This is a genomic window from Klebsiella sp. BIGb0132 (genome assembly GCF_024810075.1).
Taxonomy (GTDB): Bacteria; Pseudomonadota; Gammaproteobacteria; order Enterobacterales; family Enterobacteriaceae; genus Klebsiella; species Klebsiella terrigena.
Window position 1 is genome coordinate 1,319,546 of sequence record NZ_JANUDW010000001.1, and the last position, 14,284, is coordinate 1,333,829.

The following is a 14,284-nucleotide window of genomic DNA, read 5'->3' on the forward strand; positions in this document are numbered from 1 at the left end:
TTTCTTCACGCCTTTTGGCTCAATTTAAACAGTGGCATCATTATGAAAAAAACATTACTGGCAGCAAGCGCCGTTGTGGCGCTCTCCGCATCTTTCACTGCCGGCGCGGCAGAAAACGACAAACCGCAGTACCTGTCTGATTGGTGGCACCAGAGTGTAAACGTGGTGGGTAGCTACCACACCCGTTTTGGGCCACAAATCCGTAACGATACCTACCTGGAATACGAAGCCTTTGCCAAGAAAGACTGGTTTGATTTCTATGGTTACATGGATGCACCGGTATTCTTCGGCGGTAACACCAACGCGAAAGGTATCTGGAACCACGGTTCCCCGCTGTTTATGGAAATTGAGCCGCGTTTCTCTATCGATAAGCTGACCAATACCGACCTGAGCTTCGGTCCGTTTAAAGAGTGGTATTTCGCTAACAACTACATCTACGACATGGGCCGCAACGCATCCGGTCGTCAGAGCACCTGGTATATGGGCCTCGGTACCGACATCGATACCGGCCTGCCGATGAGCCTCTCCCTCAACGTCTACGCCAAATACCAGTGGCAGAACTACGGCGCATCCAACGAAAACGAGTGGGATGGCTACCGCTTCAAGGTGAAATACTTTGTTCCGCTGACCGACCTGTGGGGCGGCTCGCTGAGCTACATCGGCTTCACCAACTTTGACTGGGGCTCCGATCTGGGCGATGACAACTTCTACGACCAGAACGGCAAACACGCGCGCACCAGCAACTCCATCGCCTCCAGCCACATCCTGGCGCTGAACTACGCGCACTGGCACTACTCGGTAGTGGCGCGTTACTTCCATAACGGCGGTCAGTGGGCTAACGACGCGAAGCTGAACTTTGGTGACGGCGACTTCAACGTTCGCTCTACCGGCTGGGGTGGTTACTTCGTGGTGGGTTACAACTTCTAATCCTGCCTGATGGTCCCCGGCCTCTGCGCCGGGGATATCGATTGACCCGCATTATGACTCACGATCTTCGCACCTCACCTTACGCAGAAAATCACTCAATGAACGGTCGGCCCGCTCGCTGAAAAGACGCCCGGTAGCCGCCACTTCCAGACAGCGGTCGAGGCGAAAGCAGCGGTAATCATCGCGCAGCTCGCACCAGCTCACCAGCAGCCAGCGCTCGCCCCAGAAAAAGAGCCCCAGCGGCAGCACTTCACGCTGCGACACCTTTCCTGCTTCATCGCGATAGTGCAGCGCCAGCACCCGCTGACCAGAAACCGCCCGATGCACCAGATCGAACTGCGTCTTGCTGTAGCCCTGAACGCCAAAGTCCGGCGCAAACAGCCGCGACTGCTCGGCCTTGCGCCGGCTCTCCTCAGGTAAAATCGCCAGCACCTTTTCCTGAGCCGACTCCAGCGCCTGGGACAGCGATTCGCCTCCCCAGGTTTGCAGCAGCCGAATGGCGGCCACCAGCGCTTCCGACTCCTGGGTCGTCAGCATTAGCGGCGGCAAGCTGTAGCCGGCCAGCAGGCGATATCCGCTGCCGGCCTCCCCCTCCACCGGCACGCCGGAGAGCGACAGATCGCGGATATCCCGGTAGACGGTGCGCTCCGATACGCCGAGCCGCTCCGCCAGCAGTCCGGCGGTGGTCAGCCTTCTCCCCCGCAGGATCTGCACGATTTGAAAAAGGCGGTCGGCGCGTCGGCTCATTCTCTCTTCTCTTACTGTTTAGGGCCTGTCCCGCAGGCGTCTTTGAGCATTAACGGGACAGGTTCTTCGGTTGATGCAGGCCAATCCGATTACCTTCGCTGTCAATAAACAGCGCGATGGTGCCAATATCCTTCGACAGCTCAAGCGGGCCAAAGACGCAGCGCCCGCCGGCGGAGCTTACGCGGTCGAGCGTCGCGGCCAGATTGTCAGTATGCAGATAGATAATACATCCCTGATCGGCAGGTTTAACCCCGTCAAATTTTGCCAGCGCGCCGCCGGGAGCCGGATCCTGGTACGGGAACACGGCCATTTCAGCGCTATCCATATTTTCCCGACGCAGCGTCACCTGCAGCACCGGCTCGTAAAACGCCACCGCACGATCCATATCGGCGACCGGAATTTCAAACCAGTTAATTACGTTGTTCATACATCCTCCTGTCCATTGTTTGGCTTCAGGAGAAGTCTACGACAGGGCTACTGACAGCGTAGTGTCAGTAGCGATTAGCTTCCCTGCCGTACAGCGCCTCTTCGCTACCCGGAGCCTGTACGGCTTTGCGCAGGCGCAGGGCCGGGCGTGCCGGAGGGTCGGTTGGGGAGTGCGAAGCGGGTTGCGACGGCCGCGGGCGTTACTCCCTGTCATCACATGCGGATAATGAAGAGTAGCCAAAACTGGCGACGCTGTAATAAAAAAATCCCGGCCTTGCGGCCGGGATTGCGTTATCAGAACGGGACTGCCTTACGGCAGAATTGACGGCTGATCCGCCCCTTCTTTCTCCACTTTCTGCTGCAGCATATGCTCGCGCTTCATGCCCAGCTTCAGCGCCAGTGCGGACGCCACGTAGATAGAAGAGGCCGTACCGATGGAGACACCGATCAGCATCGTCAGCGAGAAGCCTTCGAGAACCGGACCGCCAAAGAGATACAGCATCAGGATCACCACTAACGTGGTCCCGGATGTGATCAAGGTACGGTGCAGCGTCTGGGTCAACGACACGTTGAAGATCTCGTACGGCGTACCGCGGCGGATCTTGCGGAAGTTTTCACGAATACGGTCAGATACCACGATGCTGTCGTTCAGCGAGTAGCCGATAACCGACATCAGCGAGGCAACGATGGTCAGATCAATCTCGATATGGAACAGCGAGAGGATACCCATCGTAATGACCACATCGTGCGCCAGGGCGATGACCACCCCGGCAGCAAGACGCCATTCGAAACGGAAGCCGACGTATACCAGGATACAGATCAGCGCCGCCAGCAGCGCCATCGCACCGCTTTGCGCAAGATCGGCCCCGACGCTCGGCCCCACGAACTCGATTCGTTTAACCGTCGCTTCCTGGCTGGTCGATTGGTTAATCACGCTCACGACCTTGCTGCCCAGCTCCTGGCTGACGTTGGTATCATGTACCGGCGGCATACGTACCATGATGTCGCGGCTGCTGCCGAAGTTCTGCAGCTGCGGCTCTTCAAAGCCCGCCTTCTGCAGCGCTTCGCGCATCTGGTCCAGATCGGCGGGTTTTTCGAGGGTAATTTCAATCACCGTACCGCCGGTGAAATCGAGACCCCAGTTAAAGCCACGCACGCCCATCACGACAATGGCGGCAATCAGCAGAAAACCGGAAATGCCGAAAGCCCAGTAGTCCCAGCGCATAAAGTCATAGACTTTACGGCCGTGGTTCAATTGTTCAACAGTATATTCCTGTGCCACAACGCACTCCTCAGATAGACAGCTTTTTAACGCGCTTGCCGCCGTACAGCAGGTTCACGATGGCACGGGTGCCGACGATAGCGGTAAACATCGAGGTTGCCACACCGATACCGGTGGTAATAGCAAACCCTTTAATTGCACCGGTACCGACCGCGTACAGGATGATAACTTTGATCAACGTCGTAATGTTCGCATCGAAGATCGAGCTGAATGCGCCCCTGTAACCTTCATCAATTGCCTGCTGAACGGAACGCCCGTTGCTCAACTCTTCTTTAATACGCTCGTTGATCAGAACGTTCGCATCGACCGCCACCGCAAGGGTTAAGACGATACCCGCAATCCCCGGCATACTCAGCGTCGCCCCAGGCAGCAGGGACATGATACCGACGATCAGCACCAGGTTAGCCACCAGCGCAGAGGTCGCGATCAGGCCGAACTTCTTATAGAAGAAGATCATGAACAGGATAGACACCACCAGACCGGCCAGACACGCTTCCAGGCCCTGCTTGATGTTCTGCATACCCAGGGTCGGGCCGATAGTCCGTTCTTCAACGATCTGAATCGGCGCGATCAGCGCACCGGCACGCAGCAGCAGAGAGAGCTGACGCGCTTCGTTCGGGTTGCTGATACCGGTAATACGGAAGCTGTTACCCAGGCGAGACTGGATGTTGGCGATGTTAATCACCTCTTCCTCTTTCGCCAGAATTGAACGACCGTTGGCATCTTTCTTACCGCTGTCTTTGTACTCCACAAACAGGGTCGCCATCGGCTTACCGATGTTGTCCTTGGTGAAGTTAGACATGATGTTACCACCGGCGCTATCGAGCGAGATGTTAACCTGCGGCTGGTTGAACTCGTCCATGCTGGAAGTGGAGTCGGTGATATGGTCACCGGTCAGAATCACGCGTTTGTACAGCACAACCGGCTGACCTTCACGCGTATTTTTCACTTCAGAGTCGCCAGGGACGCGGCCGGAAGCGGCTGCAGAGCTGTCAACGTTGCTGTTAACCAGACGGAATTCCAGGGTCGCGGTGGCGCCAAGAATCTCTTTCGCGCGCGCGGTGTCCTGAATACCCGGAAGCTCAACCACGATGCGGTCGGCACCCTGACGCTGAACCAGCGGCTCGGCAACGCCCAGCTGGTTTACACGGTTACGCAGAATGTTGATGTTCTGCTGCACGGCGTATTCGCGGGCTTCTTTCAGGCGCTCGTCGGTCATCACCGCTTTCAGGCCGGTGCTGCCCTGAGTGGAGATAACCAGGTCGCGGTGACGCGGGCTAAGATAAGAGATAGCCTGATCGCGCGCGGTAGCGTCACGGAAAGCGATGCTCAGACCAAAATTGTCTTCTTTACGCACGGTGGAGTAAGGAATGCCTTTATCACGCAGCTCGCTGCGCAGGCTGTCGATATTTTGTTCCTGCAGTTTGCCCAGCGCGGTGTCCATATCGACTTCCATCAGGAAGTGTACGCCGCCGCGAAGGTCAAGACCCAGCTTCATCGGCTCGGCATGGATAGCCGCCAGCCAGCGCGGGGTTGCCGGAGCAAGGTTCAGCGCCACGACGTATTTATCACCCAACACGTCCACCAGCACTTCGCGTGCGCGGAGCTGGACATCGGTGGTGTCGAAGCGCGCAAGAATTGCGCCCTCTTCCAGTGCCACAGACTTAGCGGTAATTTTTTCTTCTTGTAACGTTTTCTGGACCTGGATCAGCGTTTGCTCACTGGCGGCGACGCCGCGCGCGCCAGTGATTTGAACGGCCGGATCCTCACCATACAGGTTGGGGAGCGCATACAGCAGGCCGACGACAATGACGACGACCAGCATGACGTACTTCCACAAAGGATAACGGTTTAACACGGCAGTTCCCTTAGGGAAAAGTGGATTACAGCGCCTTCATGGTGCCTTTCGGCAGAACGGCGGCTACGAAGTCACGTTTGATAACCACTTCAGTGGTGTCGTTCAGTGCGATAGCGATGTATCCGCTTTCGGCAACTTTAGTGACGCGACCAACCAGGCCACCATTCGTCAGCACTTCATCACCTTTGGCGATGGAGCTCATCAGATTTTTATGTTCTTTGCTGCGTTTCTGCTGTGGGCGCAGGATCATGAAGTAAAAAATCAGACCAAACACCACCAGCATCAGGATCAGAGACATCGGGCTGCTCTGCGCTGCGCCACCGGTTGCTGCTGCCGCATCAGAAATGAAAAAGCTCATTGAAATTCCCTCATTATTAAAATTAATCAACGTTCAAAGGAGGAACGGTTCGTCCCTGACGTTGGTAAAAATCGGCCACGAAGCTCTCTAATTTACCCTCTTCAATAGCCTTGCGTAAACCAGCCATTAAGCGCTGATAATAACGCAGGTTATGAATGGTGTTGAGGCGCGCGCCCAATATTTCGTTGCAACGATCGAGATGATGCAAGTAAGCGCGTGAATAATTGCGACATGTATAGCAATCACACTCGGCATCCAGCGTCGCCGTATCGCTTTTATGCTTCGCATTACGGATTTTTACGACGCCATCGGTGACGAACAGGTGACCGTTACGCGCGTTACGCGTAGGCATAACGCAGTCGAACATATCGATACCGCGACGTACCCCTTCAACCAGATCTTCCGGCTTGCCGACGCCCATCAGATATCGCGGCTTGTCGGCCGGGATCTGCGGGCAGACGTGCTCGAGAATACGGTGCATGTCCTCTTTCGGCTCGCCGACAGCCAAACCGCCGACAGCGTAGCCATCAAAGCCGATATCTACCAGACCTTTAACGGAGATATCACGTAAATCTTCGTAAACGCTGCCCTGAATAATGCCGAAGAGCGCGTTTTTGTTGCCCAGGCCGTCAAAGCGGTCGCGGCTGCGCTGCGCCCAGCGCAGGGACATCTCCATCGAGCGTTTTGCGTAGTCCCAGTCCGCCGGATACGGCGTACATTCGTCGAAGATCATCACGATATCGGAGCCGAGATCGAACTGAATCTCCATCGATTTTTCCGGATCGAGGAAGATAGGATCGCCGTTGATCGGGTTGCGGAAGTGCACGCCCTGCTCGGTTATCTTGCGGATATCGCCGAGGCTGAAGACCTGAAAACCGCCGGAATCGGTGAGAATCGGCCCTTTCCACTGCATGAAGTCGTGCAGGTCGCCGTGCAGCTTCATGATCTCCTGGCCAGGACGCAGCCACAGGTGGAACGTGTTGCCCAGAATGATCTGCGCGCCGGTGGCTTCAACTTCTTCCGGCGTCATCCCTTTAACGGTACCGTAGGTCCCGACGGGCATAAATGCAGGCGTTTCAACCACGCCGCGCTCAAACACCAGGCGACCGCGGCGGGCGCGACCGTCGGTGGTATCCAGTTCAAATTTCATTATCACTCCTGCGTCAGAAAAACAGTCTGACGTTAAACAACTCGCTACGGAATGATTCCATAGCTAAAAATACCTGGAGGCGCTATCGGCGCAGCCAGTTTGGGTTGGCCAGCGCGCAGCCACCGGAGCGTACATGCAGTACGTGAGGATGGCGAGCGCTGCCCGGCGTCAAAATGGCAGGTGAATTTGCCTTCTTACGGACGCTCAAAAATAGCCCGCGGATTGTACGTGATAAACATCGCGTCCCCGTAGCTAAAAAAGCGATATTTTTGTTCTACCGCAGCCTTATAGGCGTTCATGGTGTGCTGATAGCCTGCAAACGCCGAAACCAGCATAATCAGAGTAGATTCAGGCAGATGGAAATTGGTGACCAGCGCATCCACCGCTTTGTACTGATATCCCGGATAGATAAAAATCTTCGTGTCGCCGAAGAAGGGTTCGATCAGATCGTTTTTTGCCGCCTGGGCCGCGCTCTCCAGCGAGCGTACCGAGGTCGTTCCCACGGCGATAACGCGGCTGCCGCGCGCTTTGGCGGCCAGCACTGCGTCAACCACGTCCTGCGGGACTTCGGCATATTCGGAGTGCATGATGTGCTCTTCGATGCTGTCCACGCGCACCGGCTGGAACGTCCCCGCGCCGACGTGCAGCGTCACGAACGCCATCTCAACGCCTTTCTCACGCAGCTTTTCCAGCAGCGGCTCGTCAAAGTGCAGGCCCGCGGTCGGCGCGGCTACCGCGCCCGGCCTGACGCTATAAACGGTCTGGTACAGCTCGCGGTCGGCTTCTTCATCCGGGCGGTCAATATAGGGCGGCAGCGGCATATGGCCGATGCTGTTAAGGATATCCAGCACCGGACGCTCGTCGTTAAACTCGACTTCAAACAGCGCGTCGTGGCGTGCCACCATCGTCGCCTGGATGCTTTCATCATCGCCCAGCAGCAGCTCGGCGCCCGGCTTCGGCGCCTTCGAGGCGCGGATGTGCGCCAGGATGCGTTTGTCATCCAGCATGCGCTCGACCAGCACTTCAATCTTGCCGCCGCTGGCCTTACGCCCGAACAGGCGCGCCGGGATCACCCGGGTATTGTTAAAGACCAGCAGATCGCCGGGATTAAGCTTATCGAGCAGATCGGTGAAGGTACCGTGCGTCAGCGCGCCCGTCGGCCCGTCTAACGACAGCAAGCGGCAGCTACTGCGCTCAGGCTGCGGGTAGTGGGCAATCAGGGATTCGGGTAGTTCAAAGGAAAAATCGGTAACGCGCATGACGGTGGCTCAGACTAAATAAAGAGGCGGGTAGTCTAGTGCCGGGGCGTTCTCCCTGCAACCTTTACCCCGCAGCACGGTTATAATACTCTAAATAATTCGCGCTGCAGGACAAGGCGCCTGTGCCTTGAACGGCGCCTGCGCTGGCACCATGAGGGCGAGGCCGTCGGCCGAGTCATGCGGCAACCGGGAGGCAAATTCGTCAGCAACGAATTTAACCTGCCGAGGCCTGGCCTCCGGAGAGGGGCATGGATATCCTTCATTAATCCCGGGCGCTTAGCCAACTCAGCGATCGGGAAGAACAAGGCCCACGACTGGACCGAGTAAAGAAGCCAACGCACATGCAACCGGAAGTACAACGCGTATTATGAATTTTCTCGCACACCTGCACTTAGCCCACCTTGCCGACAGCTCGCTGCCGGGCAATCTGCTGGCCGATTTCGTCCGCGGCAATCCGCAGTCGGACTATCCCCTGGAGATCGTTGACGGCATCTTTATGCATCGGCGAATCGACGTCATGACCGACAATCTGGCGGAAGTTAAGGCCGCCCGGCAGTGGTTTCGTCCGCAGACCCGGCGCGTGGCGCCGATTACGCTCGACGTCATGTGGGATCACTTTCTGTCGCACCACTGGGACCGCATCTCGCCCGATATGCCGCTCAGCGAGTTCGTCCGCTATGCTCATGCCCAGGTGGCAACCATTTTGCCGGATTCGCCGCCGCGCTTCGTCAATCTCAATGAGTACATGTGGTCCGAGCGCTGGCTCGAGCGCTATGAGGATATGGCCTTTATCCAGCGCGTCCTTAACGGAATGGCCAGCCGTCGCCCGCGCCTCGACGCCCTGCGCGATTCCTGGCAGGACCTCGATACCCACTACGACAAGCTGGAGCAGCAGTTCTGGCTTTTTTATCCGCGCATGATGGCGCAGGCGAAAAATCGCGAACTCTAACGGTTGCGTTTGCTGACAAAAAGACTATTCTGAAGGTCACACTTTGATATCGATTGATAGGTAAAACCTATCTCATCGATTGTCAGCCTCACGTTGAGTTCGCTCGCTCCTGCCCCTATACTTGCCCGCGTTGCGTTTCAATTAACCTTAGTATTAACAGGAGAATCATATGGTTCTGGTAACTCGTCAGGCTCCGGATTTTACCGCGGCAGCAGTTTTAGGTAACGGCGAAATCGTTGAGAAATTCAACTTCAAACAGCACACCAACGGTAAAGCCACCGTACTGTTCTTCTGGCCGATGGACTTCACCTTCGTTTGCCCGTCTGAACTGATCGCTTTTGACAAACGTTATGAAGAATTCCAGAAGCGCGGCGTAGAAGTTGTTGGCGTTTCCTTCGACTCCGAATTCGTTCACAACGCATGGCGTAACACCCCGGTAGACCAGGGCGGTATTGGTCCGGTTAAATACGCGATGGTTGCTGACATCAAGCGTGAAATCCAGAAAGCCTACGGTATCGAACATCCGGACGAAGGCGTTGCGCTGCGCGGCTCCTTCCTGATCGACGCGAACGGCGTTGTTCGCCACCAGGTGGTTAACGACCTGCCGCTGGGACGTAACATCGACGAAATGCTGCGCATGGTTGACGCGCTGCAGTTCCACGAAGAGCACGGCGAAGTGTGCCCGGCCCAGTGGGAAAAAGGTAAAGAAGGGATGGCCGCTTCTCCGGAAGGCGTCGCTAAATACCTGACCGAGAACGTTTCCAGCCTGTAATCGGCTGCCGTTCTTAAAAAGGCTCGCCACGGCGAGCCTTTTTTGTTGCTTTACGCCCCCTCTTTTTACTGCTGGAAATAGGCCGCGGAGACGGCAAAGAGGTAAAAGCATTCCGCTACGCTTTTTTTGTAATCCCGTTCAAACTTTGCTGAAAAAATAGCCTGATATTTGTGACAGGCATTGCATTTTTCCGTTTTAAATTAAGATGCAAGCTCACTTCCCCACTCCTGACTTTCCTACCCAAGAAAATTAAAAACCAATAACACGTTGATATATAACGATATAATTAATTTTATTTTTTCAGATAAAATATTTCCAACATCCCTTCGATGTGATCAACTTCAATATTTAAAAATCCATATGTGATCTGAAGCGTAATTTTTGTTGATATATTTGTTCATGATCTCGTTCAGGAATACGAACGCATTAAGGATCGGATGATGGACATTATTTTTAACCCTACATTAATTGCGCTTAAGCAAAATATTTCCACAGCCGAGCAGGCGATCGAATTCGCAGGAGAGCTGCTTGTCCGGCAACATATTTGTCGCCCGGAATATATTAATGCGATGGTCGAGGTGTATCGGGATTTTGGCCCGGCGATTGTTATCGACTACGGCCTGGCGATGCCTCATGCCCGACCGGAAAAAGGCGCATTGCAGACGGGTTTTTCCTTAGTCACCACCCAACGGCCGATCGCATTTGGCCACGAGGAGTTTGATCCGGTGAACGTCATTATCGCCATCGCCGGGGCGGATGCGAATAGCCATATCAAAATGATCCAGCTGATAGCCTCGCTGATTGAGTCAGATCTGGTCACGTTTCTTCAACAGGAGCATGACGCCAATTCAGTATTACATTTCATCCAAAAGCAAATGGAGTAGTCATTATGTTAGTTATCAGAACGGTTTGTGGTAACGGTATTGGCAGTTCATTAATGGCTGCGAATAATGTCAAAAAAATATGTGATGAATTAGGTATTAAAGCCGACGTGGCCTCCGTTGATTTTGCCAACGCGGTAGGAGAAAAAGCCGACCTCTACGTCACAATTAAAGAGCTGGCAAACCAGTTTCCTGCACGCTGCAACGTCGCCATTATTCGCAGCTACGTGCACAAGGCAAAAATCGCCGAGGATATTACTGAAGCACTCACCAAAATTGCTGCAACTCACTCTTAATCATTATTGAGGGAACGACCATGCAGGCTATTCTTAGCTTCTTAGCGGAAATATTTAGTCAACCCGCATTTCTGATGGGGATTATCGCATTTGTCGGTTTAGTGGCGCTGCGCTCCCCGGGTAATAAATTACTGACCGGGACCCTTAAGCCAATATTAGGCTATCTGATGTTAAGCGCCGGCGCCGGGGTTATTGTTGCAAACCTCAACCCTCTCGGCGGTATTATTGAAGCCGGATTTAATATTCGCGGCGTGATCCCTAATAATGAGGCCATTGTTTCCGTCGCGCAAAAAATGCTGGGCGTGGAAACCATGAGCATTTTGCTCTTAGGCTTTATTTTCAATCTGCTCATTGCCCGCTGCACTAAGTACAAATATATCTTTCTCACCGGGCACCACTCTTTCTTCCTGGCATGCCTGTTCTCCGCGGTGCTGCAGGCGGCAGAGTTCCACGGCTGGATGCTGGTGTTAATCGGCGGATTCCTGCTGGGCTCATGGTCGGCCATTTCTCCGGCAATAGGTCAACGCTACACCAAACAGGTTACCGAAGATGGCGGCATTGCGATGGGGCATTTCGGCTCGCTGGGCTATTACATCTCGGCCTGGATCGCCACGAAAACCGGTAATCCGGCAAATTCATTTGCCGATACCGAAATCTCAGAGAAATGGGGCTTTCTGCGCGACACCACGGTCACCACCGGGATCGTGATGTTTGTTATCTACTTCGTCTGCAGCGCCGTCGCGGGCACGGAGTACCTGCGGACGATAACCGACCAGAATATGCTGATCTTCTCTATCCTTACCGGCCTGCAGTTCGCGGTAGGTGTCGCCATCGTCTACAACGGCGTGCGGCTGATCCTCGGCGATCTCGTCCCGGCGTTCCAGGGGATCAGCCAGAAGCTGATACCGAACTCCATCCCCGCCGTCGACTGCGCCGTCTTCTTCACCTTCAGCCCAACCGCCGTTGTCGTGGGGTTCATCAGCTCGTTCGTTGGCGGCCTGGTCGGCATGCTTTTCCTCGGCGCATTTGGCATGGCGCTGATTATCCCCGGCATGGTGCCGCACTTCTTCTGCGGCGGAACCTCCGGAGTCTTTGCCGATAAGCTGGGCGGCAAACGCGGCTGCGTCATCGCCTCATTTATCGGCGGCATATTCCTTGCGTTCCTTCCGGCGATGCTGCTTCCGGCTTTGGGTAGCCTCGGCTTTGAGAACAGCACCTTCGCCGACTTCGACTTTGCGGTCTGGGGCATCATCATCGGTAATGCCTTCACCCAGTTTGGTCAGATAACGATCTATCTCATCTGCCTGGCGCTTCTGGCCGCGCTGCTGGTGCCATTCTGCTTCCGCTCAGTGCGCGTGGTCGGTGACACCCTCAGCTATGAGGAGCTCACTGCGGATAAGAAAAATGAATAAGCGGTTTCATTTTTCGCTGCGGGAAGGGACTTCCTCCCGCAGCTGACAAAATAATCAGGAGTTGTTATGGCTATCTTGTCCATTGGGTTTTCATGTTTCGATCAGTTCTTTTTTCTTAACGAATGGCCGCAGGAGAATACCAAAAATTTCTGCCACGACTTTATCGAGAGCGGCGGCGGCCCGGCAGCAAATGCGGCGTGGCTGCTGGGCCTGTGGGGGGAAGATGTTTACTACATTGGCCATTTGAATAAGGACCTTTACGGCCAGCGTATTATCGATGAGTTTGCCGAGGCCGGGGTCGATACCAGCCAGGTGGTCTTCTCCGATGAAATGATCACCCCGCTGGCGTCGGTGCTGGTGAATCGCCTGTCGGGCTCAAGGACGATTATTACCCGCAAAATGCAGACACCGCCTTCGCTGACCTACGACCAGAAGCTGAAAATTGATGATTTAGCGGCGCGGCTCATTGAATCAGAGGAACCGGTAACGCTATTAGTTGATGGGCATGAAGCGGAACTCAGTGAATATATCATCAAGAAACTGCCAGCCGCAAAGGTAGTTATGGACGGAGGTTCGCTGCGCGCCAGCAATATTAAGCTGGCAGCCTGGACCGATTACTTTGTTGTTAGCGAGCATTTCGCCAGAGACTATATGGGCTATCGCGCCCTCGAGACCGAAGCGGAAATTAAAGCGGCGCTGATCGAGCTAAATAAAATTTGTCGCGGTGACGCCTTTATTACGCTGGGGGAAAAAGGCTGTGTGTTCTTAAAAAGCGGCATGCTGCAAATTGTTCCGGCCTGGCTCTGCAATGTGGTCGATACGACCGGCGCCGGGGACGTATTCCACGGTGCCTTTACCTATGGCGTGCACTACTCGTGGCATATCGACAATATTATTTTGTTTGCCAGCCTGACCGCTGCAATCTCTATTGAGAAAAAGGGCGTACGTGAATCAATGCCCGACCTTGCCATCGTCCATAACTCGCTAAATAACTACGAAAGAAACTTAACGCAATATTTTGGTGAATAATTTTCGTTAATCAATATCGAGAGGTGATCATGTTAGTTTCTATGAAGGACATGCTTCAGCATGCCCTACGGGACGGTTATGCCGTAGGGCAGTTCAATATTAATAATCTGGAATGGGTCGCTGCCGTATTAAGCACTGCACAACAGCTGCGCTCCCCGGTTATTCTCGGCGTCTCCGGCGGTACCGTTAAGCATATGCTGGGATTAAAATGTATTCATGACATCGTGGTCAACGCGATTGATTATTTACACATTGATATTCCGGTCGCGCTGCATCTCGACCACGGGACCACCCGTGAAGCCTGCGAAGCGGCTATTGAGGCCGGATTCAGCTCCATCATGTTTGATGGTTCGCACCTGCCGTTCAGCGAAAACCTGGCCATCACCCGCCATCTGGTCGAGCTGGCGCATGCCAGAGGCATTTCGGTTGAAGCTGAGCTGGGCACCATTGCCGGAAGCGAAGACGGTATCGTCAACTCGACGGTAATCTATGCCGACCCGCAGGAGTGCTACACCCTGGTCAGCGAAACTCAGGTCGATTGTCTGGCGGCGGCGCTAGGCTCGACCCACGGGCTGTACAAAGGCAAAGCAAAGCTCGGGTTTACGGAGATGAAGGCGATTGCGGAGCGGGTTAAGGTTCCGCTGGTGCTGCACGGCGGCACCGGCATTGCCGACGAGGATATGCGTAAGGCCATTGCCTGCGGCACGGCCAAAATTAACGTCAATACCGAAAATATGTACGCCTGGTGCCAGGAGGTGAAGGCCATACTCTCTGCCGATACCGGTCATGATGTGAACGACCCGCGCAAAGTGATCGGCCAGGGGCTGAAACCGGTGCGCGAAATGATCGCGCGGCGCATTGAGCTGTTTGGCTCACAAAACCGCTATTAGCCAATTTTCACTTTATCGGCGCCACTTCAGGGAAAACCCAGCCCCGGA

At 54.8% G+C, this 14,284-nt stretch carries 15 protein-coding genes; 8 read left to right on the top strand and 7 right to left on the bottom strand.

The genetic code is table 11. From position 1 onward, the window contains the following. Positions 1-42 precede the first annotated feature (42 nt). The gene (locus M2416_RS06090) at positions 43-927 is read left to right on the top strand and encodes a nucleoside-specific channel-forming protein Tsx (RefSeq protein WP_045854198.1); all 885 of its coding nucleotides are present in this window, start codon (positions 43-45) and stop codon (positions 925-927) included. A 51-nt stretch (positions 928-978) separates the two neighbouring features. Here M2416_RS06090 and M2416_RS06095 read toward each other — a convergent pair whose 3' ends face one another. From M2416_RS06095 to queA, 7 genes are all read right to left on the bottom strand, one after another. Next, positions 979-1,674: a helix-turn-helix transcriptional regulator gene (locus M2416_RS06095; protein WP_259222690.1), complete on the bottom strand. Its 696-nt coding sequence runs from the start codon at positions 1,672-1,674 to the stop codon at positions 979-981. 49 nt (positions 1,675-1,723) lie between these two features. After that, complete coding sequence (locus M2416_RS06100; protein WP_259222692.1) at positions 1,724-2,101, bottom strand: VOC family protein; 378 nt, start codon at positions 2,099-2,101, stop codon at positions 1,724-1,726. Positions 2,102-2,410: 309 nt separating this feature from the next. After that, a complete protein-coding gene (secF, locus tag M2416_RS06105) occupies positions 2,411-3,382 on the bottom strand; it encodes a protein translocase subunit SecF (protein WP_041144284.1) in 972 nt (323 codons plus the stop codon). A 10-nt stretch (positions 3,383-3,392) separates the two neighbouring features. Next, entirely contained in the window at positions 3,393-5,240 is a 1,848-nt protein-coding gene (gene secD, locus M2416_RS06110; RefSeq protein ID WP_071844890.1) for a protein translocase subunit SecD, read from the bottom strand. A gap of 25 nt (positions 5,241-5,265) precedes the next feature. Next, complete coding sequence (yajC, locus tag M2416_RS06115; protein ID WP_041144282.1) at positions 5,266-5,598, bottom strand: preprotein translocase subunit YajC; 333 nt, start codon at positions 5,596-5,598, stop codon at positions 5,266-5,268. A 22-nt stretch (positions 5,599-5,620) separates the two neighbouring features. Beyond that, on the bottom strand, positions 5,621-6,748 hold the full coding sequence (gene tgt, locus M2416_RS06120) for a tRNA guanosine(34) transglycosylase Tgt (RefSeq protein ID WP_041144281.1): 1,128 nt from the start codon (positions 6,746-6,748) through the stop codon (positions 5,621-5,623). 194 nt (positions 6,749-6,942) lie between these two features. Further along, positions 6,943-8,007: a tRNA preQ1(34) S-adenosylmethionine ribosyltransferase-isomerase QueA gene (gene queA, locus M2416_RS06125; protein WP_041144280.1), complete on the bottom strand. Its 1,065-nt coding sequence runs from the start codon at positions 8,005-8,007 to the stop codon at positions 6,943-6,945. 367 nt (positions 8,008-8,374) lie between these two features. Between queA and acpH the strand changes: the two genes are divergently transcribed. From acpH to fba, 7 genes are all read left to right on the top strand, one after another. Further along, positions 8,375-8,956 (top strand): ACP phosphodiesterase, encoded by a 582-nt coding sequence (gene acpH / locus M2416_RS06130; protein ID WP_076944651.1) that lies wholly within the window; start codon positions 8,375-8,377, stop codon positions 8,954-8,956. A gap of 169 nt (positions 8,957-9,125) precedes the next feature. After that, a complete protein-coding gene (locus tag M2416_RS06135; protein WP_004858569.1) occupies positions 9,126-9,728 on the top strand; it encodes a peroxiredoxin in 603 nt (200 codons plus the stop codon). A 440-nt stretch (positions 9,729-10,168) separates the two neighbouring features. Then, entirely contained in the window at positions 10,169-10,612 is a 444-nt protein-coding gene (locus M2416_RS06140) for a PTS sugar transporter subunit IIA (RefSeq protein WP_076944650.1), read from the top strand. A gap of 5 nt (positions 10,613-10,617) precedes the next feature. Continuing rightward, positions 10,618-10,905 carry a PTS sugar transporter subunit IIB gene (locus tag M2416_RS06145; RefSeq protein WP_041144277.1) on the top strand — a complete coding sequence of 96 codons (288 nt, stop codon included), beginning with the start codon at positions 10,618-10,620 and terminating at the stop codon, positions 10,903-10,905. A gap of 20 nt (positions 10,906-10,925) precedes the next feature. Then, a complete protein-coding gene (locus M2416_RS06150) occupies positions 10,926-12,317 on the top strand; it encodes a PTS ascorbate transporter subunit IIC (RefSeq protein WP_259222703.1) in 1,392 nt (463 codons plus the stop codon). A 66-nt stretch (positions 12,318-12,383) separates the two neighbouring features. Beyond that, a complete protein-coding gene (locus M2416_RS06155; RefSeq protein ID WP_259222704.1) occupies positions 12,384-13,346 on the top strand; it encodes a carbohydrate kinase family protein in 963 nt (320 codons plus the stop codon). A gap of 29 nt (positions 13,347-13,375) precedes the next feature. After that, positions 13,376-14,236: a class II fructose-1,6-bisphosphate aldolase gene (fba, locus tag M2416_RS06160; RefSeq protein WP_259222706.1), complete on the top strand. Its 861-nt coding sequence runs from the start codon at positions 13,376-13,378 to the stop codon at positions 14,234-14,236. The last annotated feature ends 48 nt before the right edge of the window (positions 14,237-14,284 follow it).